Origin of the sequence: Pseudomonas sp. B329, assembly GCF_023127835.1 — a bacterium.
Classification (GTDB): Bacteria; Pseudomonadota; Gammaproteobacteria; order Pseudomonadales; family Pseudomonadaceae; genus Aquipseudomonas; species Aquipseudomonas synxantha_A.
Genome location: NZ_SPKP01000059.1, coordinates 51241 through 73165 on the forward strand (window position 1 = coordinate 51241; position 21925 = coordinate 73165).

The 21925-nt window shown below is 60.2% G+C and carries 25 protein-coding genes; 13 read left to right on the forward strand and 12 right to left on the reverse strand.

Going from position 1 to position 21925, the window contains the following annotated elements; translation table 11 throughout:
- The first annotated feature begins 16 nt into the window (after nucleotides 1-16).
- Together E4P00_RS26265 and E4P00_RS26270 are read left to right on the forward strand one after the other, a co-directional pair.
- Nucleotides 17-907: an ATP-binding protein gene (locus E4P00_RS26265; protein ID WP_032877123.1), complete on the forward strand. Its 891-nt coding sequence runs from the start codon at nucleotides 17-19 to the stop codon at nucleotides 905-907.
- Complete coding sequence (locus E4P00_RS26270; protein WP_032877122.1) at nucleotides 904-1386, forward strand: GAF domain-containing protein; 483 nt, start codon at nucleotides 904-906, stop codon at nucleotides 1384-1386. Before E4P00_RS26265 ends, E4P00_RS26270 begins: the two co-directional genes overlap by 4 nt.
- A gap of 67 nt (nucleotides 1387-1453) precedes the next feature.
- On the opposite strand, the gene E4P00_RS26275 is transcribed toward E4P00_RS26270, so the two are convergent.
- The 7 genes from E4P00_RS26275 to E4P00_RS26305 form a co-directional block, all read right to left on the reverse strand.
- The gene (locus E4P00_RS26275) at nucleotides 1454-5089 is read right to left on the reverse strand and encodes a transporter substrate-binding domain-containing protein (protein WP_078820706.1); all 3636 of its coding nucleotides are present in this window, start codon (nucleotides 5087-5089) and stop codon (nucleotides 1454-1456) included.
- Nucleotides 5090-5097: 8 nt separating this feature from the next.
- Nucleotides 5098-5724 carry a response regulator transcription factor gene (locus E4P00_RS26280; RefSeq protein WP_005786466.1) on the reverse strand — a complete coding sequence of 209 codons (627 nt, stop codon included), beginning with the start codon at nucleotides 5722-5724 and terminating at the stop codon, nucleotides 5098-5100.
- Nucleotides 5725-5993: 269 nt separating this feature from the next.
- The gene (locus E4P00_RS26285) at nucleotides 5994-6374 is read right to left on the reverse strand and encodes a response regulator (protein WP_032877121.1); all 381 of its coding nucleotides are present in this window, start codon (nucleotides 6372-6374) and stop codon (nucleotides 5994-5996) included.
- Between the two features lie 169 nt (nucleotides 6375-6543).
- Entirely contained in the window at nucleotides 6544-7875 is a 1332-nt protein-coding gene (locus E4P00_RS26290) for a deoxyguanosinetriphosphate triphosphohydrolase (RefSeq protein ID WP_248133338.1), read from the reverse strand.
- Between the two features lie 163 nt (nucleotides 7876-8038).
- Nucleotides 8039-8377, reverse strand: a complete 339-nt coding sequence (locus E4P00_RS26295) for a hypothetical protein (protein WP_032877120.1) — start codon at nucleotides 8375-8377, stop codon at nucleotides 8039-8041.
- Entirely contained in the window at nucleotides 8374-8778 is a 405-nt protein-coding gene (locus E4P00_RS26300) for a phage holin family protein (protein ID WP_005786473.1), read from the reverse strand. The genes E4P00_RS26295 and E4P00_RS26300 overlap by 4 nt, the downstream gene beginning before the upstream one ends.
- A 2-nt stretch (nucleotides 8779-8780) precedes the next feature.
- Entirely contained in the window at nucleotides 8781-9095 is a 315-nt protein-coding gene (locus E4P00_RS26305) for a YqjD family protein (protein WP_005786475.1), read from the reverse strand.
- 345 nt (nucleotides 9096-9440) lie between these two features.
- On the opposite strand from E4P00_RS26305, the gene E4P00_RS26310 reads away from it, so the two are divergent.
- On the forward strand, nucleotides 9441-10649 hold the full coding sequence (locus E4P00_RS26310) for an ammonium transporter (protein ID WP_032877119.1): 1209 nt from the start codon (nucleotides 9441-9443) through the stop codon (nucleotides 10647-10649).
- On the opposite strand, the gene E4P00_RS26315 is transcribed toward E4P00_RS26310, so the two are convergent.
- Nucleotides 10636-12372: a monovalent cation:proton antiporter-2 (CPA2) family protein gene (locus E4P00_RS26315; protein WP_143508419.1), complete on the reverse strand. Its 1737-nt coding sequence runs from the start codon at nucleotides 12370-12372 to the stop codon at nucleotides 10636-10638. The two genes, E4P00_RS26310 and E4P00_RS26315, sit on opposite strands and share 14 nt — an antisense overlap.
- A gap of 153 nt (nucleotides 12373-12525) precedes the next feature.
- On the opposite strand from E4P00_RS26315, the gene E4P00_RS26320 reads away from it, so the two are divergent.
- The 3 genes from E4P00_RS26320 to E4P00_RS26330 all read left to right on the forward strand — a co-directional run bounded on the left by E4P00_RS26320 (nucleotide 12526) and on the right by E4P00_RS26330 (nucleotide 14132).
- The gene (locus E4P00_RS26320; RefSeq protein WP_078820707.1) at nucleotides 12526-12762 is read left to right on the forward strand and encodes a glutaredoxin family protein; all 237 of its coding nucleotides are present in this window, start codon (nucleotides 12526-12528) and stop codon (nucleotides 12760-12762) included.
- Nucleotides 12763-12836: 74 nt separating this feature from the next.
- Nucleotides 12837-13172: a hypothetical protein gene (locus E4P00_RS26325; RefSeq protein WP_003189932.1), complete on the forward strand. Its 336-nt coding sequence runs from the start codon at nucleotides 12837-12839 to the stop codon at nucleotides 13170-13172.
- Nucleotides 13173-13241: 69 nt separating this feature from the next.
- A complete protein-coding gene (locus tag E4P00_RS26330) occupies nucleotides 13242-14132 on the forward strand; it encodes a pseudouridine synthase (RefSeq protein ID WP_078820732.1) in 891 nt (296 codons plus the stop codon).
- Nucleotides 14133-14187: 55 nt separating this feature from the next.
- Here the strand turns inward: E4P00_RS26330 and E4P00_RS26335 are convergent, their stop codons facing one another.
- A complete protein-coding gene (locus E4P00_RS26335; RefSeq protein WP_005786486.1) occupies nucleotides 14188-14409 on the reverse strand; it encodes a YgdI/YgdR family lipoprotein in 222 nt (73 codons plus the stop codon).
- A 79-nt stretch (nucleotides 14410-14488) separates the two neighbouring features.
- Complete coding sequence (gene mobA, locus E4P00_RS26340; protein ID WP_248133339.1) at nucleotides 14489-15091, reverse strand: molybdenum cofactor guanylyltransferase MobA; 603 nt, start codon at nucleotides 15089-15091, stop codon at nucleotides 14489-14491.
- Between the two features lie 76 nt (nucleotides 15092-15167).
- Between mobA and moaB the strand changes: the two genes are divergently transcribed.
- Nucleotides 15168-15707 (forward strand): molybdenum cofactor biosynthesis protein B, encoded by a 540-nt coding sequence (gene moaB, locus E4P00_RS26345; RefSeq protein WP_078820709.1) that lies wholly within the window; start codon nucleotides 15168-15170, stop codon nucleotides 15705-15707.
- The gene (glp, locus tag E4P00_RS26350; RefSeq protein ID WP_078820710.1) at nucleotides 15691-16917 is read left to right on the forward strand and encodes a gephyrin-like molybdotransferase Glp; all 1227 of its coding nucleotides are present in this window, start codon (nucleotides 15691-15693) and stop codon (nucleotides 16915-16917) included. Before moaB ends, glp begins: the two co-directional genes overlap by 17 nt.
- Nucleotides 16918-17047: 130 nt before the next feature.
- On the opposite strand, the gene E4P00_RS26355 is transcribed toward glp, so the two are convergent.
- Both E4P00_RS26355 and E4P00_RS26360 read right to left on the reverse strand, forming a co-directional pair.
- Entirely contained in the window at nucleotides 17048-17377 is a 330-nt protein-coding gene (locus E4P00_RS26355) for an EscU/YscU/HrcU family type III secretion system export apparatus switch protein (RefSeq protein ID WP_032877115.1), read from the reverse strand.
- On the reverse strand, nucleotides 17374-18951 hold the full coding sequence (locus E4P00_RS26360) for a flagellar hook-length control protein FliK (protein ID WP_248133340.1): 1578 nt from the start codon (nucleotides 18949-18951) through the stop codon (nucleotides 17374-17376). The genes E4P00_RS26355 and E4P00_RS26360 overlap by 4 nt, the downstream gene beginning before the upstream one ends.
- A 200-nt stretch (nucleotides 18952-19151) precedes the next feature.
- On the opposite strand from E4P00_RS26360, the gene ccmA reads away from it, so the two are divergent.
- The 5 genes from ccmA to ccmE all read left to right on the forward strand — a co-directional run bounded on the left by ccmA (nucleotide 19152) and on the right by ccmE (nucleotide 21924).
- Entirely contained in the window at nucleotides 19152-19787 is a 636-nt protein-coding gene (ccmA, locus tag E4P00_RS26365; RefSeq protein WP_005786498.1) for a cytochrome c biogenesis heme-transporting ATPase CcmA, read from the forward strand.
- Nucleotides 19784-20452, forward strand: coding sequence for a heme exporter protein CcmB (ccmB, locus tag E4P00_RS26370; protein ID WP_005786500.1), 669 nt, complete (start codon nucleotides 19784-19786; stop codon nucleotides 20450-20452). The genes ccmA and ccmB overlap by 4 nt, the downstream gene beginning before the upstream one ends.
- Nucleotides 20453-20540: 88 nt before the next feature.
- Nucleotides 20541-21296, forward strand: coding sequence for a heme ABC transporter permease (locus E4P00_RS26375; protein ID WP_248133341.1), 756 nt, complete (start codon nucleotides 20541-20543; stop codon nucleotides 21294-21296).
- Nucleotides 21293-21469 (forward strand): heme exporter protein CcmD, encoded by a 177-nt coding sequence (gene ccmD, locus E4P00_RS26380; RefSeq protein WP_005786504.1) that lies wholly within the window; start codon nucleotides 21293-21295, stop codon nucleotides 21467-21469. Before E4P00_RS26375 ends, ccmD begins: the two co-directional genes overlap by 4 nt.
- The gene (ccmE, locus tag E4P00_RS26385; protein ID WP_005786506.1) at nucleotides 21466-21924 is read left to right on the forward strand and encodes a cytochrome c maturation protein CcmE; all 459 of its coding nucleotides are present in this window, start codon (nucleotides 21466-21468) and stop codon (nucleotides 21922-21924) included. Before ccmD ends, ccmE begins: the two co-directional genes overlap by 4 nt.
- Nucleotide 21925: the final 1 nt, after the last annotated feature.

Consider the following 21925-nt stretch of genomic DNA (forward strand, 5'->3'; position numbering starts at 1 on the left):
TGCCAGAGGAATAATCATGGATTCTCGATTGAATGCCTTCCTTGAGCGGGCCGACGCCGTACTTGCTCGCCTGGAACCCTTATTGCCGGCCCCGCGCCAAGCCATCGACTGGCGCCAATGCCTGGCCGCTCGTTGGCAGCGTGAAGGTCGCAGTGGCTTCCTGTTGCCGCTGGAAGTGAGCCTGGATATGCGCTTGTCGGACCTGATTGGCGTCGACAAGCAACGTGAACAACTGGCGCGTAATACCCAGCAGTTCCTCGATGGCCTGCCCGCCAACCATGCGCTGCTGTGGGGTTCTCGCGGCACCGGCAAGTCTTCCATGGTGCGCGCCTTGCTGGCTCAGCACGCCACGGCGGGTCTGCGCTTGATCGAAATCGAACGCGACCACCTGGCCGACCTGCCGCGCGTGGTCGAACAGTTGATAAAACTGCCGCAGCGCTTCATTTTGTTTTGCGATGACCTCTCGTTCGAAGCCGGCGAAGGCGATTATCGCGTGCTCAAAAGCGTGCTGGACGGCTCCCTGGAGCAGGCGCCGGAAAACGTGCTGCTGTATGCCACGTCCAACCGCCGTCATCTGGTGCCGGAGAACCAGAGCGACAACGACAACTGGAAACGTGTGGATGGCGAGTTGCACCCGAGCGAGGCGGTAGAGGACAAGATTGCCTTGTCGGACCGTTTTGGCTTGTGGCTGTCGTTCTATCCGTTTTCCCAGGAGCATTTCCTGGATGTGGTGGAACACTGGATCGGCGAGTTGGCCGGCAAGGCCGGCTTGCAGTGGCAGCGCGATGAGCAGCTTGATGTACTCGCGGTGCGCTGGGCCACAGGGCGCGGTAACCGCAATGGCCGTTGTGCCTATCAGTTTGCCCGTTACTGGGTAGGTCTTAAATTGCTGGAACGTCAACCATGATCGATTTGCAACAGGCCGGCAGCGGTCTTGATGGCTACGCCATGCTGTGTGCACAACTGGAGTCATTGCTGGCGGATGAGCGTGACTTTATTGCCAACAGTGCACAGTTTTCTGCGTTTCTGTTCAACCAGCTCGATGACCTGAACTGGGCAGGCTTTTACCTTAATCGCAATGAAGAACTGGTGCTTGGGCCGTTCCAGGGTCAGATAGCCTGCGTACGTATCCCGTTCGGCCGTGGCGTATGTGGCGCTGCTGCGGCTTCACGACAAACCCAGCGAGTAGAGGATGTGCATGCGTTCCCAGGCCATATCGCCTGTGACAGCGCCTCGAACAGTGAGTTGGTGGTGCCATTGGTCAAAGACGGTCAGCTGATTGGCGTGCTTGACCTCGACAGTCCCTCGCTGGCCCGTTTTACACCTCAGGACCAGGCAGGGATTGAACGGCTGGCGGCGATTTTCCTGCGGCTGACCGACTGCTGAACCTGGGAGCCACGGCAGAGGAGTGCAGGAGCGAGTGACTCGCTCCTGCCGTTGCGGGCCCGGGCGTTTATTGGCCTTGCAGCTCGGCCAGTTGAATCTGCAGCATCCTCTCCAGTTCCAGCATGAGATGCTCCAGCGCCTTGATGCCGGTTTCAATGGTTGCCCACTCTTCATTGCGAGCGCAGGTTTGCTCCAGCGCTTCGCATTGCCCAGCCAATGAATGGGCCTGAACGATACGGGCAGCGCCCTTGATTTTGTGGGCTTGTTCAATGATCTCGGGGGGGTGGGCCTGCCGGTTCAACAGCGTGACAAGCGCCTGACGGTCGTCACGGCTGCTGCTCAGCAGCTCCTCCAGCAGGCGTCGACTCAATTGCGGGTCGCCGCCGGTCAACGCTTGCAGGCACTCGAGGTTCAGGCGCTGGTTCGCAGGTTTGGGAGCGATTTGCGCCAGTTGCCGTTCCAGTACGGTCAGGCTGATGGGCTTGAACAGGCAGTCATCCATGCCGGCCTGCACGCAACGTTGTCTTTCCTCTGGCTGGGCGTTGGCAGTAAAGCCCAGCACCACACAAGGTACCAATTGCTCGCGTTGCTCATATTCACGGATTGAACGGCTCAGCTCATAGCCATTCATGATGGGCATGTTGCAATCGGCGATCACCAGGTCGAAATGCTCCTTGCGCCAGGCCTGGAACCCTGCAGCACCGTGCTCGGCGGCAGTGAATTGATGACCCAGGTAGCCCAGTTGCTGGCACATCAGCAGGCGGTTCGCCGGGTGGTCGTCTACCACCAGTACATTCAGCACCCGAGTGGCGGCCGGTGCTTCAGGCTGTTGCTCACCCACCACCGTGATCGTTTGCAGGCGGGGTACGCTCAGGTTGACGTGCACCTGGGTACCTACCATGGGCACGCTGCTCAGGCTCAACTGGCCGCCCATCATGGCGCACAGGCTGCGGCAGATCACCAGCCCCAGCCCCGCGCCGCTCCTGGCCAGTTGACCGGAATTGTCCGCTTGGGCAAAGGGTTCGAACAGACGCAGTTGATCCTCCCTGCTGATGCCGATGCCGGTGTCTTCCACCACCAGCTTCAGCTCGATCTGCTCCGGTGCCTGGGTCGGCTGTACTTCCACTTTGATCTTCACCTGGCCTTGCTCGGTGAACTTGATCGCGTTGCTCACCAGGTTCGACAGTACTTGCTTGAAGCGCAGAGGGTCTATCAGCACTTCGATATCGTTCAGGTCGGGCTTGAATTCCAGCAGCAGGCTGAGGGTTTTCTGGCGTGCCAGACCGTCGAAGACACGCACCACCGACTCAATCACCTCGCGCAGGTTGACGCGCTCCGGCGCCAGGCTGAGACGGCCGGACTCGATACGCGCTATGTCCAGGATGTCACCGATCAACTCCAGCAGATCCTTGGCCGAGTTGTACGCCACTTCGATGGCCGGGCGGTCGAGATGCCCTTGATCGGCGCGCTTGAGCGTCAGTTCGAGCATTCCGATCACGGCGTTCATGGGCGTACGGATCTCGTGGCTCATGGTGGCAAGGAACGTGCTCTTGGCGCGATTGGCCTCATCGGCCCGCTCTTTGGCGGCGCGTAGCTCATCAAACAACTCGCGTCGGTCGCTGATGTCGATCCAGCCGCCGATGATGCCCTGGACTTCGCCTGTGGAGTCGCGGTACGGCAGGATCCAGTGATAGATCGTCAGTTTGCGCTCGTGGATATGCAATGTGCGATCCAGGATCAGCGGAATGCCCTCGGCCACTACGCGCAGATAGTCGGCATGGTATTGCGCCGCCTCCGACTCCAGGGCCATGCTCATCTGGGTGACGCTTTTGCCGATCACGTCTTCGCGTTTGACGTCGAATACCTGCAGGTAGCTGTCGTTGCAGGTTTGCAGCAGGCCGTTGCGGTCACGCACGTAGATCGGATGGGGGGTTTCATTGACCAGCGCACGCATGAATTCGAATTGGTCGTTCAGGGCCCGTTCGGCCATTTTGCGGTGTTTTATCTGGCGCCGCATGTAGGCGTTCCAGGTCAGGGAAATCAGTAGCAACAGCCCGGTACCGATGATGATTCGAGATATCAATTGATGGTAGTTGCGCCAGTAGCTGTCGGACGCGGCGGTGTAACCCCGCCAACGACTGTTGATCACGCCCATTTCATCCGGGGCGATGCTGAGCAGCGCCTTGTCGAGGATTGAGCTCAGTTCCGTGGCGTGGCGCGATGTCGCCAGGGTATAAGTTGCCGGCGTAGTGCCAATGCTGGCGCTGATCTGCAGCTTGTCCTGAAAAGCCTTGGAAGACAGCAGGTAGTTGGCGATCACCAGTGTGCTCACTGCGCCATCCACTTGGCCCTGTGCGAGTAACTCCGATGCCCTGAAAGTATCACTGGTTTCGACCAGGTGAACCTGGGGGAAATCGTTGGTCAAGGTCTCGATCAAGGGGTTGCCCTGGGTTATCGCCAGGCGCTTTCCTGCCATTTGTGCGATGTTCGCGGGTGGCCCTGGCTCCTTGCGTGTCAACAATACGTAGGAGTTTTCCAGGTAGGGTCGGCTGAAATTGAGCTGCGAGTCCCTTGTGTTGCTCGGCACAATGGCCCCGATCATATCGACCTTCTGGCTGGTGACCTGATCGATCATCGCGTTGACATCACGCCCGCGTACAATCGAAAAGCGTAGGCCGGTGCGCAGGCGAATCAGCTCCAGGAGATCGGCGGTAATGCCGCGAAAGTTGCCGTCCGCATCGAAGAACGTGAGAGGCGCGAAGGTTTCATTGACGATCACCTTGACCACCGGATGCTCTTTAAGCCAGCGCTCTTCGCGTTGGGTCAGTTGCAATTTCTTGTCGGTGAGCAGGATATCGCTGCCGGCGCTCCAGCGTTTGGCGATGCTGTCTCGTTCGGTGATGGGGACCGCAGCCAGGACCGCGTCGACAATGCTCAGCAGCACGCGGTTATCTTCACGCATGGCGAAGCTGAAACCATAAGCCTCATGCTTGCCGAAATTGGCCATGCGGATGTTTTTGAGATAACCCTTGTTGATCATGTAGTGGGTGGAAATGGTGTCACCCAGAAACACATCCGCCTGGTCGAAGGCCACCGCATTCAAGGCGTTCTGATAAGACGGATAGGCGCGGATGATGGCCTTGGGGTACAGCTTTTCTACCTCATTGAGCGGCAGGTAATGGTAGACAAGGCTCAAGCGCAGCCCGTCCAGGCCCTCGTTGAGGCTACGGGTTTCTCCCTCGCGGGTGACCAGTACCGGTTGGTCCACGGCGTAGGGTTCAGAGAGGATAAGGTTCGGTGTCGCAGCCTCAAAACCGTTGGATGAGCCCAACAAGTCGATTTCCCCGGTTTCCAAGGCTCGAATGGCAGCATCCCGGGACGGGTAGCGCATTACATTGACCGGCAAGGAGAGTGCTTTGGCCAACAACCCCGCGTAATCGGCGGTCAGCCCTTCATAATCATAGCCGCTGGACGTCAGGTCGAATGGCGGGTAATCGGGCGCGGAGGTGCCCAGCACCAGTTCGCGTTTGTTCTGTAGCCACTGGTGCTGAGCCTTGTCAAAATGAGTGCCGAGTTGAACGGCTCCCGCACGACTCAATAAGGTGAAGCGTTCCGGGTTTGTTTGGTGCTCTGCGAGCACGGCAGTGCTGAAGTACAGACCGGCACTCAATATAATCAGATAGTCCTTTATACGCCTGGGCATCCGCTTTCTCACACTAGCGCGTTTCGTTTTGCCATCTCGATGAGTTCTACCAAGGATTTGGCTTTGAGTTTTTGCATTAACCTCTTTTTATAAGTACTGACAGTCTTGTTGCTCAAAAACATGCCTTTGGCTATTTCCTTGTTAGTGCGGCCTTGTGCAAAAAGTTGCAAGACCATCAGCTCCCGGTCATTGACTGTCTTGAACAGTTCCAGTTCTTGTACATCCAGGCCTTCCGTTCCGGGGCCGTTCAACGCCTGGCTGGGGAAGTAGTTGTAACCGGACAGGACCGCACGGATGGCGCTCAGCAACTCGCTCAAGTCCCCTTCCTTGCACACATAGCCCTCGGCACCCGAGCGCATGCATCGCGTGGCAAACAGCGTAGGACATTGCGCCGTGAGCACGAGGGTTTTCATCGAGGTGTTCATGGCGTTGAATCGGCAGAGCACCTCAAGGCCGTCGAGTTTCGGGATGCTGATGTCGAGAATCACCAGGTCTGGAAGGCATTCGCGGACCATCTGTATCGCATCGCACCCATTGTCTGTTTCGCCGACGACCTTGTAACCCTCATGCTCCAGTAACATTCGAATGGCAAGCCGGATTACCGGGTGGTCATCGATAATAAAAACTGAGTTCATAATCACATTCCATGCTGGTGCAAATAAAGCGGGCACATTAGCTCAGAAGATGAGGGCTCAGCATGAAGCTCACAGGGAGTAAATGCAAAACAGGAAAGTTCCTACGTTTAATAAGGCAAAAGCCTACAAGTTGTTAGGGGGACGTTGCAGGGTATATCAACAATTTGAAGGTGGTTGCGCCAATAAACGGGGCCTTGGATTTTACGACGGGCCTTATAGTGTTTTTCATTGAAAATGATGTTTAAGTTCCTACATGAGAGAGTTAAAAATTAACCTATTAGCCTTTCCAGCTCATCTTTGTTCAAGGGCTTGGACAAATAGCCAAGCAGTGGAAGACGTCGTTGCAAGGCTTGCCTGCTCAGGTTGATCAATTCCTGTGTGGGTAAGCCGCTTAACAGAATGGCGCCAGTGATGAAGCGCTGGCGGTTGGCGATTTCGATCAGTTCAAGCCCCGGCAGGTCAGGCAGGCATTGGTCACACAGCATCAGGTCGAAGGGGTGTTCGGACCGACTCATCGTGTGTATGGCCTGCTCGGCATTTTCCACAGGTGTCAGTTGCTCGAAGCCGAAGCTTTTGAGCAGGCACTGGGTGGCCAGAAGTTGAAAAGGGTGATCCTCCACCAAAAGAATACGAAGAGAGTGTCTGGGCATAAAAGTGCACACAGTGATGCAAGCGTCGATGGGGGCGGTAGGAATTGCGCGGCTGGCCCGTTAGGAGCGTGCGTGATTATTCTTCGGGTGCCTGTACGAATTCGATCAGGCCGCTCTGTTCCCATCGTAGGGCGATTCGTTTCAGGGAACGGGCGGCTTGATCGGATCGTTATTGGGGGCTGGAGCGCCCGGTCATCTCCCGTGCCATTTCAGTGGCGTAGCTGTCGGTCATACCGGCGATGAAGTCGATCATCCGCAGGAATGAGGCGTGCAGCGGCCAGGTCGGATCCGGCGCGCTATTGCCGAGCAAGTCCAGAATGCGCCGATTCTTGAATGACGGCGTGCGCCCGCCATGTTGTTCAAGGGCCGCGCCGCAGAAGGCGTTCAGCAGGATTTCCAGGGTGGTGTAGGCGCCGATTTCGTGCAGTGTCTTGCGCTTGTCCTGGAAGATCTTCTTGCGCGCCATGTCCTTGGCATCCAGCACACAGCGCTTCGCCGGCCCGTGCATATGCTCGACCAGATCGCCAGGCAGCGTGCCGGCGAGCAGGGCGTCCTGCTGTTCGACAAAGGCCTGCGCCGCTGCATTGGTCAGGTGCTCAATCGCTTTGCCGCGCAAGATCGCCAGCTTGCGGCGCCGAGAGTCAAGCGGGCCCAATTGGCGGTACGTCTGCGGCAAGTCATCGCCCACCAGATCAAGCAACAGCGACTCGACTTCGGCGTACTGCAGCAGCTCCATTTCCAGGCCGTCTTCCAGGTCGATCAGCGCATAGCAGATGTCGTCGGCCGCTTCCATCAGGTATACGAGCGGGTGACGGGCCCAGCGTTGCTCTTCAAGCTGGGGCAGGCCGAGCTTATGGGCGATTTGCTCCAGAATCGGCAGCTCGCTCTGGTAACAGCCGAACTTGTGCTTCTTGTAGCCCAGCGAGTCGGCGTGGCGGGCGGTCCAGGGGTACTTGAGGTACGTCCCCAAGGTGGCGTAGGTCAGCCGCGTGCCGCCGTCGAACTGATGGTATTCAAGTTGGGTCAGTACCCGAAAGCCCTGGGCATTGCCTTCGAAGTTGAGAAAATCATTGCGTTCGGCGCTGCTCATGTCGTCCAACCAGCCGCGCCCGGCGGCCTGTTGGAACCAATGGCGAATGGCATCCTCGCCGGAGTGTCCGAACGGCGGGTTACCGATATCGTGGGCAAGGCAAGCCGATTGCACCACCATGCCCAGGTCGCTCGGGTCGCACCAGTCGGGCAGGGCGCCGCGCAACGTTTCACCCACGCGCATACCCAGGGAGCGGCCGACGCAACTGACTTCCAGCGAATGGGTCAGGCGCGTGTGGATATGGTCGTTGCTCGATACCGGATGCACCTGGGTCTTGCGGCCCAGGCGCCGGAACGCGCCGGAGAAAATAATGCGGTCGTGGTCTTTGTGAAAGGGGCTGCGGCCCAGTTCTTCAGGGCTGTGCAGAGGTTTTCCCAGGCGTTCGCGGTTCAGCAGGGTGGGCCAATCCAAGGCAACTACTCTCCGTTCGGTGAATGACATCCGCCAGCTTCCCGTTTCCGGCGTGGCGGAGCAAGCAAAAATCTACAGGTCGGCGGTGCGGGCGAAAAAAGGCCCGGCACCCGTTGACGAGGGCCGGGCCACTGGTATCGGCACGCTAAACGCCGGCAAAGGTTTAACTTTTGCGCGAGCCTTGCATGGCCAATTTGATCAATGGGATCAACCCTGCACCCAGCCGCACCAGACGTGTCACGCTGCTGATACTGCCGCCCTTGGCGCCCTTGCCGGTGAAAAAGCCCATCAGCGTCACCGCCGCCACGCCCCACAGTGGCGCGTGCTTGATGCCCAGGCTGTCCTGCCAGTTGTGGCGCATGTTGCGCATTTTCTGCAGAGGGGCCATCAGTTGCTGGGACTCATGACGGATTTCCTGGCGGTGCATTTCCATGCGCAGGCGGATCAGCGTCTTGCGCATTTCCCGGCGGGAGGTATTTTTCGGGATCTCGGTCATGCTCATGGCAGCAGGCGCTCCCGGTCGTTGGCCAGCTCTTCGAGCGTGGCGTGGAAGGGCGTGGATTCATCGAACACCGCCGCTTTCAGGCGCACACCGCAGAAGGCCGCGGCCAGGCTATAGAACACGCAAAGGCAGATGATGCCTGTCAGGCGGTAGCCGGTATCCCACACCAGGATCATCACCAGCGTCGACAACCCTACCAGCAACAGCAGGGCGAACACCAACGCCAGACCGGCAAACAACAACAGGCTGACAGTGCGGGCCTTTTGCTCCTGCAATTCGATGCCAAACAACTCGACATGGCTGTGCAGCAAGCCCAGCACAGCGGCGCCCAGGCGTCGGGAGGTGGAACCGCTTGCCGAAGAATGTGCGCTCGTTGATGAGCTGGATTCGCCGATAGACATGATTAGCGCCTTGTAGCCAGCAGACCGATCAAAAAGCCCACGCCGGCAGCGATGCCGACTGACTGCCATGGGTTGGCTTGCACGTAGTCTTCGGTGGCGGTGATGGCCGCCTGACCGCGCTCGCGCAGGGAGTCTTCGGTCAGTTGCAAGGTCTCGCGGGCCTTGAGCAGGCTCTCGTGGATCTTGGTGCGCAGTTCGTCGGCCTGATCGCCGGCCAGCACTGCGGTGTCGTCCAGCAACCTTTCGGTATCACTGACCAGGGTTTGAAAATCCGCCATCAGTATCTCTTGAGCAGTCTTTGCTGTTTTACCGGCCATGGTTGTCTCCGTGTGTGGCTGATCTGTACGTGTGGTTTCGAGTCGCGGCGTTCGCTGAAGGTTCACTGCAATTGTGTGGTACAGCTTTTGCTTTGCATTGGTGCGCAGGCTCAGAGGCCCGCGCCGAATATGGGCGGTCGGGGCGCAAGCCTTGAAAAACCTTACCCTAAATAACTAAAACCCGCGGAAAAACCCTGTCGGCAACGGTCAGTTGTGTTGATCGCTGCGCTAAAGCGGTTCGTGCCCTCCCAAGAGGGACGAAGCCGGTGGTACCCATTTAGTGCGCCAACCCTCAGCTTGAACCGATTTGGTGCTTTTTGCCTTGATGCAGGCCTGCCAACCTCCATGGAAAATCTGCAAAGTGCGGTGGATACACTCGTCCACAGTTCCAACACCCTGTTTATCCTGATTGGCGCGGTCATGGTCCTGGCCATGCACGCCGGCTTTGCCTTCCTTGAAGTCGGCACGGTGCGCCAGAAGAATCAGGTCAACGCCCTGTCGAAAATCCTCAGCGATTTCGCCATCTCCACCCTGGCCTATTTCTTTATAGGCTATTGGATCTCATACGGTGTGAGCTTCATGCAACCGGCAGCCGTCATCAGCGCCGATCATGGCTATGGCCTGGTGAAGTTTTTCTTCCTGCTGACCTTCGCCGCGGCGATCCCTGCGATCATTTCCGGTGGCATAGCCGAACGTGCGAAGTTTGCGCCGCAGTTGTGCGCCACTGCACTGATCGTGGCGTTTATCTACCCGTTCTTCGAGGGCATGGTGTGGAACGGCAATTTCGGTCTGCAAGCCTGGCTGCTTGCAAGCTTTGGCGCCAGTTTTCACGATTTTGCCGGTTCCGTGGTGGTGCACGCCATGGGCGGCTGGCTGGCGCTGGCGGCGGTGTTGCTGCTGGGGCCGCGCAATGGACGTTATCGCGAAGGGCGCCTGGTGGCGTTTGCACCGTCGAGCATCCCGTTCCTGGCGCTGGGGTCGTGGATCCTGATCGTGGGATGGTTCGGCTTTAACGTGATGAGTGCGCAGACCCTCAACGGGGTCAGCGGCCTGGTGGCCGTCAATTCGTTGATGGCCATGGTTGGCGGTACCGTGGCCGCGCTGGTGATCGGCCGTAACGACCCAGGATTCCTGCACAACGGCCCCTTGGCCGGGCTGGTGGCGATCTGCGCAGGTTCCGACCTGATGCATCCGGTGGGCGCGCTGGTCACCGGAGTAGTCGCAGGCGGCTTGTTTGTGTGGTGCTTTATCGCCGCCCAGGCACGCTGGAAGATCGACGATGTGCTGGGCGTATGGCCGTTGCACGGCTTGTGTGGCGTGTGGGGCGGCATCGCCTGCGGCATCTTCGGGCAGGCCACCCTGGGTGGGCTTGGCGGCGTCAGCTTGATCAGCCAGTTGATCGGCACCGGCCTGGGCGTGTCGGTGGCGTTTGGTGGCGGCTTGCTGGTGTACGGCGTGATCAAGCGCGTGCAAGGGCTGCGCTTGAGTCAGGAAGAGGAGTATTACGGCGCGGACCTGTCGATCCACAAGATCGGTGCGGTCAGTCAGGATTGATCGGCGCTTGTTCATCAGTGTGTGGCGGCGGATAAAACCCGTGCAGCAAGCGATAGTGGTTCTGCCGCACTTCATCCACCCGAGCCTGTACCTGTTGGTCCGGCAGGCCCAGCAGGATCAGGGCGTGGGACGCGAGCATCAGGCTTGACTCAAGCAACTCGGGCACCACTTCGCTGGCCCCCGCGGCCTTGAGTTCAGCCAACTGGCTGTCATCACGGGTGCGCACCAGGATCGGCACCTGTGGGTTGATCCGTCGCGCTTCCTTGAGCACCACCAGGGCGACATCGCTGTTGTCGACGGCGATCACCACCAACCGCGCGCGCTCCAGGCCCACGGCACTGAGCAAGGCACCCCGGCGGCAGTCGCCATAATGCACGCTGCTTTCCTCGGTAGCGGCCTCCTGCACCCGTTCGGGGTCGTCATCCAGGGCGATAAACGCCTGGTGCTCGCGGCGCAAAAACCGCCCGATCGATTGTCCCACCCGACCATAACCGCAAATCACCGCGTGCCCGTGCAACTGAGCGTTGAGCGCGGTGATGTGCTCCAGTTGCACTTGCTGGTTGGGCTTGCGATGCAGGCGCAGGGCAATGGCCGGCGCTGCGCGCAACAGCAGCGGCGTCAACAGCATCGAGCAGAACGTGGCGGCCAGTAGCAGGCCGTTGAACTCATCCGGAATCAACCGGCTCTGCTGCATCTGCGCCATCAGCGCGAAACAGAACTCGCCACCCTGGGCCAGGGCCAGGCCGCTGCGCCAGGCGGTTTCAGTGTCGCTGCCACGCAGCTTGACCAGTACGGCCACCACAGAGCCTTTGACCAACATCAGCGTAAGGGTCAGGCCGAGGATCAACAGGCTGTGGCTGACGAATAACTGCAGGTCGATCAACATGCCGATGCTGACGAAAAACAGCCCCAGCAGAATGTCGCGAAACGGCCGGATATCCGCTTCTATCTGGTGACGATAATGACTCTCGCCCAGCAACATACCGGCCAGAAACGCACCAAGGGCAGGGGACAGGCCGAGCAGGTGGGTGAGCCAGGCGGTGAGCAAGACAATTACCAGCGCCAGCAGCACGAACAACTCTGCGGAATGGGACGCGGCGACCTCATGGAACAACCGCGGCAGCAACCAGCGGCTGGCGAATAACAGGCCGACGAACAACACCACGGTTTTGCCCAGGGTCAGCGGCAATGCCCAGTACCAGGCTTGGTCACTGCTGCCGGCAAACACCGGCACCAGTGTCAGCAGCAATACCGCCACCACATCCTGGAACAGCAGCACGCCTATCGCATTCTGGCCGTGGCTGCTGAAGATCTCCCCAAGACTGGTCAGTTCCTTGCTGACGATGGCCGTGGACGACAACGCCAACCCTGCACCCAGTAACAGCGCGATGCCCGGCGCCAGGCCCAAGCCCATCAGCGCAGCGCCGAGCAGGGCGCCGCATCCCAACACCTGCAAACTGCCCAGGCCGAACACCACTCGGCGCAGGGCGAACATTTTCGACAGGGAAAACTCCAGGCCCAGGGAGAACAGCAGAAACACCACGCCCATCTCGGCCAAGTCCGGCAGGTCCTCGTTGTCGTTCACCCAGTCCAAAGCAGTCGGCCCCACCGCCAGGCCCACGCACAGGTAGCCCAGCACGGGCGGCAGTTGCAGCCGGCGAAACAGCGCAATCACCACCAGGGATGAGGCCAGGATGATCAGCAGGTTGGCAAACACAGGCATCTCCATTGCAGGTGGACGGGCAAAAAGCCGCGAGAATCGCTGAATCAGTTATAGGCCATGGTGACCTGGATCAGGTGTTTTGTCGGCAATGGGATTTCACGGCGCGAGCGGGTTTAGAATGGTCACTTGTTTTTCTGACCGGGTTCTTTCGTCATGCCTCCTGAATGCCAGCTGTTCGGCACCCTGGGTTGCCATCTGTGTGAAATTGCCGAAGCCGAAATCATGCCGCTCGTCGAACACGGGCTGCTGGTGGAGTTGGTGGATATCACTGAGCCAGATGACCTGACAGAAGACTACGGCCTGCGGATTCCGGTGCTTCGCCGCAAGGACACCGGGGCGGAACTGGACTGGCCGTTCGACACCGGCCAGGTCGTTGCCTTTCTGCGCTGACGTTTATCCGATGGCGGGCTTGCGAATATTACGTTACTGTATATTCGTACAGCGATTGAATAGAGGGAACGCCCGTGGTGAATGTTGAACAATTGAAAAGCAGCGTCAATCGCATGTCCGCCGATGTGGTGCGCGACGCGGTCAACGAGCTGCGCCTCGATGGGCTGGTCACGGAAGGCAAGACGCCCTTCAACAAAGTGCATTTCAACACCTGCTTTGCGGAAATCGAGGCGCTGTTCCAGCGTGCCGGTTATCACAAACAGTTGGATGTGGTGGGTTATCAAGGCTTGCTCTACGCGCTCTATGATCCGGGCCGTTGGGAAGCAGTGGACGTACTGCGCTGGCTCAAGGAGTTCACCGAGGCGGCGAGCGCTTCGCCGGTGCTGCGGGCCCAACTGGCCAAGGCATGAGAACGGCCCTAGGCGCAATCGCGCTCCATGCGGGATAATGCCCGCCTGTTTCCAGGTTCGAGCATTTGCATGTCCACTTCCGGTTTTTCCGCCGCCCAGCACCAAGCCAGCACGTTGTATCTGCCACCGGGGCCTTGGGCAACGGTGATCGACTGCCTGTGCGATCACTTCCCGGCCATTGGCCGTGAGCAGTGGCTGGACCGCATTGCCCGGGAACGAGTGCTGGATATCAATGGCAGCCCGATCAGCCTGGGCCTGGCCTACAAGGAAGGCCTGTGCATCTATTACTTTCGCGAAGTACCCAACGAAAAAGTGATTCCGGTACAGGAAACTATCCTGTACGCCGATGAACATCTGGTGGTGGCGGACAAGCCGCATTTCCTGCCGGTGACTCCCGCCGGCGAGTACGTTGAGCAAACCCTGTTGCGTCGCCTGATCCGTCGCCTGGACAACCCCGCCCTGGTGCCGTTGCACCGCATTGATCGGCACACGGCGGGGCTGGTGCTGTTCTCGGCCAACCCGCAAAGCCGCTCGGCGTACCAGCAACTGTTTCCCACGCGGCGTATCGACAAATTCTACGAAGCCATCGCCCCGGCCCTGCCGAATCTGAGCTTTCCCCTGGTGCATAAAAGCCGCCTGGTGGATGGCGAACCCTTCTTTCGGATGCAGGAAGGGCCGGGCGCCAGCAACACCGAGACGGCCGTTGAAGTGCGCGAGAAAAAGGGTGGTTTGTGGCGTTACGGTCTGTTCCCGGTGACCGGCAAGAAACACCAGCTGCGCGTACACATGACTGCCCTCGGGGCGAGTATCTGCAATGACCCGTTCTATCCCGAGGTGGTCAAGGACGCCGAGGACGACTACGCCCACCCCCTGAAGCTGCTGGCCCAGGGCGTGCGTTTCATCGACCCGCTAAATGGTGAAGAACGCAGTTTCCACAGCCGTATCACCCTCGATTGGTAAACGCCGCAAACGACAAGGCCCGCGCGAGGCGGGCCTTGTTGGCAAGCGTTAAGGCTTACAGATCTTTAACGGTGCGAACCTGGTCTTTATTGATGCGGGTGCGCTTGCCGTCAAGCTGTTGGAATTCGTAGAAACCCGAATCTTCGTCAAATTTCGGGGTGTCGACGGCCTGGATTTCGCGACCGTCATTCAGGGTGATCACTGTTGGCGAGGCGCAACCGGCGAGGGTGGCGAGGCCCAGTGCAAGCATGAGAGCGGCGATGGTCCGTTGAGTCATGAGTTTGTCTCCGAGAAAATACTTTTAAATTGCTGACCTTGTGACGTATGGGACGTCGGCAAAGTTCCTTGTGAAAGGCTCATTCTGACACGCCAGCCCGTGGGTGCAACAGCTCGGGCGTATTAAGATTGGCCAGGCGCGGGTCATCGGCCGGGCATTCCAGGCCGACGCCACCCAGTTGCAGCAGGACCTTGCGCGGGCTGCGTTCACCCGCTTGCCAGGCCCGTTCCACCTGATCTTTCAGGCCTGTTGGGATAATGCACAGCAAGGGTTCCCAGAACTCGCCATGACGCACCATGACGGGAACCTGCGGATTGCGTTGGGCAATCTGACGCAAGTCGGCCAGCAGTCGCTCATCAATCTGCGGCACATCGCACGGCAAGATCAGCAGATGTTCATGGCGTGCAGCGAAGAGTCCTGCTCGGATACCCGCCAACGGGCCGGGAAAGTCCGGGCTGTCATCACTGACCAGTTGGTCGGCATAGGGCGCGTAGTGTTCAAGGTTGCGATTGCACGAGATGATCAGGTCATCCGTGAGCGGCCTGGCCAGCCGTTGCAGGTGGGCAATCAAGGGCTCGCCCCGCCATTGAAGCAGCCCCTTGTCCTGGCCGCCCATGCGTTGGCCACGACCACCGGCCAACAACAGAATCGAACAAGGCAGGGGTGAAGATTCAAGAGACATGGCGGTTCCACTGCGGCAGGTAAAGAGGGGCCTGTGATATAACATCGGGCTGTTTTTTCGACAACTGGACCGAGCCATGAAAGCCAAGGCCGATGCGCCCTTTGTACCCCTGAATATTGCTGTATTGACCGTCAGCGACACCCGCACCCTGGACACCGACACCTCCGGCCAGGTCTTCGTCGATCGCCTGACCGCCGCCGGCCACCATCTGGCCGAGCGCGTGCTGCTCAAGGACGACCTCTACAAGATTCGCGCCCAGGTTGCCCACTGGATCGCCGAAGACGTGGTGCAAGTGGTGCTGATCACCGGGGGCACCGGCTTCACCGGCCGTGACAGCACCCCTGAAGCCGTGAGCTGCCTGCTCGACAAGCAGGTCGATGGCTTCGGCGAACTGTTCCGCCAGATCTCCGTGGCCGATATCGGCACCTCCACCGTGCAATCGCGCGCCCTGGCCGGCCTGGCCAATGGCACCCTGGTGTGCTGCCTGCCGGGCTCCACCAATGCCGTGCGCACCGGTTGGGATGGCATCCTCGCCGAGCAACTGGATAATCGTCACCGCCCATGCAATTTCGTCCCGCACCTGAAGCAGGCCCAACCCTGTGATTCCCGTGGATAAGCCGGGCAAGACCGGCGCACTGATGCCGGTGGAAGCTGCCTTGCAGCGGCTGCTCGCCATGGCGGAATCGGCGCCGATCCGTGACCAGCATGTGCTGCCCCTGGCGCAGTGCGATGGCCGCGTACTGGCTCAGGACCTGATCTCGACGCTCGACCTGCCGCCGTGGCCCAACAGTGCCATGGACGGCTACGCCGTGCGCCTGGCGGACTGGACCGGGGAACCGCTGGTGGTGAGCCAACGCATTTTCGCCGGCACTGCGCCCGAGCCGCTGGCGGCCGGCACCTGCGCACGGATCTTTACCGGCGCGCCGGTACCTGAAGGCGCAGACTGCGTGCAAATGCAGGAAAACGCGGTGGTTCATGCCGATCAGCGCGTGAGTTTCACCGAGCCGTTACGGGTGGGCGACAACATCCGACCACAGGGCCAGGAGACTACGGTGGGTGAGTGCGTACTCAGCGCCGGAACGCGCCTGGGGCCCATCGAGTTGGGCCTGGCTGCGTCTCTGGGGCGGGATCGGCTCGATGTGGTGCGTCGCCCGCGCGTGGCCGTGCTGTCGACCGGCGACGAATTGATCGAGCCAGGCTTGCCGTTGGGCCCGGGGCAGATCTACAACAGCAACCGTCGCGTGCTGTGCAGCTGGCTGGCGCGCATGGGCTGCGAAGTGATCGATGCGGGGATTCTGCCGGATGATCTGGAACAGACCCGTACGTGTTTGGCCGGCCTGGGTAGCGTCGACCTGATCTTGTCTACCGGCGGTGTGTCGGTGGGCGAAGCGGACTTCCTCGGCATTGCCTTGCGTGAAGAGGGCGAGTTGGCGTTGTGGAAGCTGGCGATCAAGCCAGGCAAACCGCTGACCTTCGGGCATTTTCGTGGCGTGCCGGTGATCGGCCTGCCAGGTAACCCGGCCTCGACCCTGGTGACCTTTGCGCTATTGGCGCGCCCGTACCTGCTGCGCCGCCAAGGCGTGGCGCAGGTGCAGCCGCTGCGTTTCGAGGTGCCGGCAGGATTCGACTGGCCCAAGCCTGGCAACCGCCGCGAATACCTGCGCGGGCGTATCGAGCAGGGCAAGGCGATTATCTATCGCAACCAGAGCTCCGGGGTGCTGCGCAGTGCGGCGTGGGCGGAGGGGTTTGTGGAGGTGATGGAGGGGACCACATTGGCCATTGGCGACCGGGTCAATTTCATTCCTCTGAGTGAAGTCCTGAACTGAATACAGATCAAAAAATGTGGGAGGGGGCTTGCTCCCGATAGCGGTGTATCAGCCCCAGATAGGTTGGCTGTAATGACGCTATCGGGAGCAAGCCCCCTCCCACAGTGGATCTTGGTATGCCTGTGGCTACTCAGTAATCGTCGCCACGCTCAGTGACATCCCGCTCCATCGGCCCCGCATCCGGGTCGTAGCCCACCGGGAACTTGCCCTTCAACGTCCATGCAAACGCAATGATCTCGGCAATCGTGCGATAGAGCTCTTCTGGAATACTGTCCCCCAGTTCCATACGCGCCAGCAGCTTCACCAGCTCGGCATTTTCATAGATCGGTACTTCATTCTCCCGTGCCAGCTTGAGAATCGCTTCGGCCAGGGCGTCATCGCCCTTGGCGGTCAGGGTGGGGGCTTGTTGGCCGTCGTACTTGAGGGCGATGGCCTGGCGGGGTGGGGCGGCGTTCTTCATGCGGTTTCATCCACCCAGCGTTGTTCCAATCCGGTTTTTGCACCGCGTGGCGGGGTGCCCAGGTGGCAATCCAGGTCGCCGACGTTAAGTCCGGATGACACCAGGCGCTCGCGCAGGCTGCCCAGGTGACTTTCGATCAGGCTGGCGGTGAAAGGGCGACTGGCCCACAACTGGCTGGACAGTTTGCCTTGGGACAACTGCGCCTGAACTTGCAGCGGCCCCAGCGGCTCCATGTCGAAGGCCAGTTCGACGCGCCAAAGCATCTGCTTCGGATCTTTTTTATCCTTGCGCTCGGGCTGATCCTTGTCAGGCGCAGGCTCCTCGCGCTGAAACTTGACCTGCAACGGCACTATGTCTTGCAGGGTGCGCATGGGGATTTCCAACTGCCACGTGGTTTGCAGGCGGCCATCGGCGGTGGTGCCGGTCTGTTCCAGGCTCGACAGTTGGTGGCTCTGCAAGCGCGAGATCGCCCCGGCGGCCAGGCGCAGCAGGTTTTCCAGGTCGCCTTCACCTTCCAGTTTCGCCATCAGCCGCTCCGGCAAGGGGAAACCGGCGGGTATCTGCCGAGCGCCGACCTGGCCGAGAGTGTTCAACGGGCTGCGCACAAAGTGCGGCAGCACCTGGGCCAGGGTATTGGCAGCGAGGATCGCATTCAGGTTGGTGTTGGCGGGCAGGGCGGGCAGCAGGTCCGCGACCAGGCGCAACAGCGCGCCTTTCATATCCAGCGGTGGGATTTGTGGGTTCTGCCCAGCGAGCAATTTGGCTTCCAGGAAGGCGCCGCTGTTTTGCACCACTTGTGCCAGTACCTTGGGATTGCTGACTTGCGCCAGATCGGGCAAGGCTGCCAGTAAACGCTCGGCAGCGGCCCGCAGCTCGGCCGAGGTGTTGTCGCCACGGGGCAGGTTCTGCAGGGCAGTGAACACCGCATCCAGCGAGCCTTGGCGACTTTGCTGGGTTGCCAGTTGCTGCGTCACGGCCAGTTGGTCTTTCAGCCCGCTCAGCGGCACAAAATTCAGGGTTTGCGCGTTCTGCACCACGGCACTGAGCAAGCTGCCGACCCGCAAGGGTTGAGGGCTTTCCAGCGTCAGCGTGGTACCGGCCAGGGCATTATTGAGCACACTCACCAGCGAGCGATAGATCGCCGCTTGCGCTGAGCCTTGAGGCAGCACCTGAGTGGTCAGCACCTTGGCTTGCAGCAGTGTGCCCACCGGCATTTGTGTGGTGTCGAGGCGGGTGAGGGCGGTCACGTTGGCGCTCATGGCTTGCTGCAAGCTGATGGCCAGGTTGCCCGCAGGCGTTTGGCTCACTGCCACATTGCTGCCCAGAGGCAAGGGCTGGGCGCTGCTGGCTTGAACCAGGGTCTGGCGACCACCTTCAAGGGTCAGCTTGAGCAACAGCTGAAAGGCTTCACTGCCTTGTTTCAGCGCGATGACTTCAGCGTTTACGGTTTTTCCGGCGCCAATCAACCCGGCCTGTGGCTCCAGGAGCTTGAGCAACTCGCCAGCCGCAGGCAGCGGGGCAGCCTTGGGTGCTGAGGCTGGAGGCAGTGGAGGAAGATTGATCTCACCGGTCATCGTGCGCATCGTCTCTGGGGAAATTGCCCTCTTTAGAGTAGGGCATCGCATGTATAATGCCGCCCGTCTGCAAAGAGAGCGGTAAAAACCTCACAACTATTTGATCCAGCTCTCTAAAATCGGTCGCCAAAGTCGTTATTGTGCATCTCTCTATAACGGCCGCTGCACCGCCGACTTGAACCGTAAAGGCCCGCGATCTCTTGACCAGCCCTCTTCTTGAAGCCGTAGCGCTTGCCTGTGAACGCGACCTGCGCCTGTTGTTCGAGCAACTCGACCTGCGGCTGGCGGCTGGCGACATGGTGCAAATCAGCGGCCCCAATGGCAGCGGCAAGACCAGTTTGCTGCGTCTGCTGGCCGGTTTGATGCAGCCCACGGCGGGTGTTGTTCGGCTCAACGGTAAGCCCCTGCACGAACAACGTGCCGAGCTGGCACGCAACCTGGTCTGGATCGGCCACGCCGCCGGTATCAAGGACGTGCTCAGCGCCGAAGAAAACCTCAGCTGGCTCAGCGCCCTGCATCACCCTGCTACCCGCGATGGCATCTGGCAGGCCCTGGCCGCCGTTGGCCTCAAGGGCTTTGAAGATGTGCCCTGTCACACGCTGTCAGCCGGCCAGCAGCGCCGTGTGGCCCTGGCGCGTTTGTACCTGCCCGGCCCGCCGCTGTGGATTCTCGACGAACCCTTCACCGCTCTCGACAAACAGGGCGTAGCCCAACTCGAAGAGCACCTGGCCCGGCACTGCGAGCAGGGCGGCCTGGTGGTGCTCACCACCCACCATACCCTGGCGCGCAAGCCGGGTGGTTACCGGGAGCTGGATCTTGGACGGTGGTCGGCATGAGTGTGTTTGCTCTGTTGGTGGCCCGTGAAGCGCGGCTGTTGTGCCGTCGCCCGGCCGAGCTGGCCAACCCGCTGGTGTTCTTTGCGATTGTGATCGCGCTGTTTCCGTTGGCGGTCGGCCCGGAGACTAAACTGTTGCAAACCTTGTCCCCGGGACTGGTGTGGGTCGCGGCGCTTTTATCGGTCCTGCTCTCGCTGGACGGGCTGTTTCGCAGTGATTTCGAAGACGGATCCCTGGAACAGTGGGTCCTTTCGTCGCACCCCCTGCCACTTCTGGTACTGGCCAAGGTACTGGCACACTGGGCTTTTTCCGGCCTGGCGCTAGTCTTGCTCTCGCCGCTGCTGGCGATGATGCTGGGCTTGCCCGTCGAATGCCTGCCCGTGTTGCTGGTGTCCTTGTTGCTCGGTACGCCGGTGCTCAGCCTGTTGGGGGCGGTGGGCTCTGCCTTGACTGTGGGCTTGAAAAGGGGTGGCCTGCTGCTGGCCCTGTTGATTCTGCCTTTGTATATCCCGGTGTTGATCCTGGGCAGCGGCGCTTTGCAAGCCGCGCTCATGGGGATGCCGGCGACCGGTTACCTCTTGTGGCTTGGTAGCCTGACCGCCCTGGCGGTAACCCTGACACCCTTTGCTATAGCCGCCGGCCTGAAAATCAGCGTCGGTGAATAATGAGGTCTGACTCGGCGTTAATGACGTTGAGTCAGTAAAGACCCTAAGCTTTTCGCCACGACGAAAAGCACCCGTGATGGAAAATGCAATGAACTGGACCTGGTTTCACAAGCTCGGCTCGCCCAAATGGTTTTATGGCATCAGTGGCAAGCTGCTGCCGTGGTTGAGCGTCGCCGCCGTATTGCTGATCGGCACCGGCCTGGTCTGGGGCCTGGCCTTCGCGCCGCCGGACTACCAGCAAGGCAATAGCTTTCGCATCATCTATATCCACGTCCCTGCTGCGATGCTGGCCCAGTCCTGCTACGTGATGCTGGCGGTTTGCGGCATCGTCGGCCTGGTGTGGAAGATGAAACTGGCCGATGTGGCCCTGCAATGCGCTGCACCTATAGGTGCGTGGATGACCGCCGTGGCGCTGGTCACCGGCGCGATCTGGGGCAAGCCGACCTGGGGTTCCTGGTGGGTGTGGGATGCACGCCTGACCTCAATGCTGATCCTGCTGTTCCTGTACTTCGGCCTGATTGCCCTGGGCAACGCCATCAGCAACCGCGATAGCGCTGCCAAGGCCTGCGCGGTGCTGGCGATTGTCGGCGTGATCAACATCCCGATCATCAAATACTCGGTAGAGTGGTGGAACACCCTGCACCAGGGCGCCACCTTCACCCTCACCGAAAAACCGGCGATGCCCGTGGAAATGTGGGCGCCACTGCTGCTGATGGTGCTGGGGTTCTACTGCTTCTTCGGCGCCGTGCTGTTGCTGCGCATGCGCCTTGAAGTGCTCAAGCGCGAAGCTCGCACCAGCTGGGTAAAAGCGCACGTGCAAACCAGCCTGGGAGCGCGGGGATGAGCTTTGCTTCTTTCAGTGATTTTCTCGCCATGGGCCACCATGGCCTGTATGTCTGGAGCGCCTACGGCATCTGCCTGGCGGTGCTGGCCCTCAACGTCGCCGCGCCGATTCTGGCCCGCAAGCGTTACCTGCAACAAGAGGCGCGACGTCTGCGCCGGGAGACCGAAAAGTGAATCCGCTGCGTAGAAAGCGTCTGTTGATCATCCTTGCCATCCTGGTCGGCGTCGGCATTGCCGTGGGCCTGGCCTTGAGCGCCCTGCAGCAGAACATCAACCTGTTCTACACCCCCACCCAGATCGCCAACGGCGAAGCCCCGCTGGACACGCGCATCCGCGCCGGCGGCATGGTGGAGCAGGGCTCGTTGAAGCGTTCCGGCGATTCTCTGGACGTGACCTTCGTGGTCACCGATTTCAACAAGGCCGTGACCATCACTTACCGCGGCATCCTCCCGGACCTGTTCCGCGAAGGCCAGGGCATCGTCGCTCTGGGCAAACTCAACGCCGATGGTGTGGTAGTGGCGGACGAAGTGCTGGCCAAGCACGATGAAAAGTACATGCCGCCCGAGGTCACAAAGGCCCTGAAAGACAGTGGCCAGTCCGCGCCCGCGACCCCAGCCAAGGAGGGCTAAG